The following is a 1,230-nucleotide window of genomic DNA, read 5'->3' as shown; positions in this document are numbered from 1 at the left end:
GGTCGCAACGTTCTTGTTCTGGATCACGCCAACAAGATCGGCAAAAAAATTATTATTTCAGGGGGAGGACGTTGTAACTTCACCAACCTTTATACAGAACCTGCCCATTATCTTTCGAATAACACTCATTTTTGCAAGTCAGCCCTGGCACGTTTCACCCAGTGGGATTTTCAGGCGCTTGTGGATAAGTATCAGGTAGCCTGGCATGAAAAAACGCTGGGGCAGCTCTTCTGTGACAATCGTTCGCAGGACATTGTCGATCTGCTGGTCAGTGAGTGCCGGGATGCCGGCGTCACCATTCGAGCCAGAGCCTGTGTTGAATCAATCAAGCTCAATGACTCTTCGGATTACGCTCTGGTAACCAATATCGGTGAGTTCTCCTGTCAGTCACTGGTGGTGGCAACCGGTGGTTTATCATTTCCGACAATGGGAGCCTCAGGGTTTGGCTATCAGATAGCGGAACAGTTTGGTCATGAACTGATTGAGCAAAAACCTGCACTGGTGCCTTTCATCATGGATCAAGCCTGGCTGAAGCACTTTATAGAACTTTCCGGCGTCAGCTCAGAAGTGGTGGCCAGCTGCAATGGACAGTCTTTCCGGGAAAATATTCTGTTTACTCATCGTGGTGTCAGCGGGCCGGTCATTTTACAGATTTCATCCTACTGGAAGCCGGGAGATACGGTCTCCATCAACTGGATTCCCGGCACAGATATTCATGACTGGCTTAAGTCCTGTGTCAAACAGAGACCCAAGGCTCAGACTGCAACTATCTTGTCTGAACATATGACCAAAAGGTTGTCTCAAGCACTGTGTGTGCAGGGTCAACTGAGATTATTAACTGACAATGGTCAAAAGCTGGTGGCACTATATACTCCGACTGAGCTTGAAGACTTGGCTATTGCACTGGAAAACTGGCCATTGAAACCCTCTGGTACAGAAGGCTATAAAAAAGCAGAGGTCACGCTGGGCGGTGTAGACACTGCGAAAGTTTCATCGAAAACTTTTGAGAGCCGCATTCAGCCGGGGCTTTTCTTTATTGGCGAAGTTCTCGATGTTACCGGCCAGCTGGGCGGCTTTAACTTCCAGTGGGCCTGGGCTTCAGGCCACTGTGCCGGACAATATATTTGATTTTGTGCAGAGACAACAGAAACTGCACATTTGCTTTTAAAAAAATTGCCAAATCGATTTCCAGTGGATTGATTCGTTTTGAAGAAGCAAAAAGATTAAAAA

At 47.3% G+C, this 1,230-nt stretch carries 1 protein-coding gene; it reads left to right on the top strand.

The genetic code is table 11. From position 1 onward, the window contains the following. On the top strand, positions 1-1,128 hold a 1,128-nt coding region (locus KDK17_RS08380; RefSeq protein ID WP_257287848.1), incomplete at its 5' end, for an NAD(P)/FAD-dependent oxidoreductase. Positions 1,129-1,230 lie beyond the last annotated feature (102 nt).

Origin of the sequence: Endozoicomonas sp. SESOKO2 (assembly GCF_024606245.1) — a bacterium.
In the GTDB taxonomy this organism is placed as follows: domain Bacteria; phylum Pseudomonadota; class Gammaproteobacteria; order Pseudomonadales; family Endozoicomonadaceae; genus Endozoicomonas_A.
The sequence above is the reverse complement of the archived record's forward strand: the minus strand, read 5'-3'. Positions and strand labels throughout refer to the sequence as shown.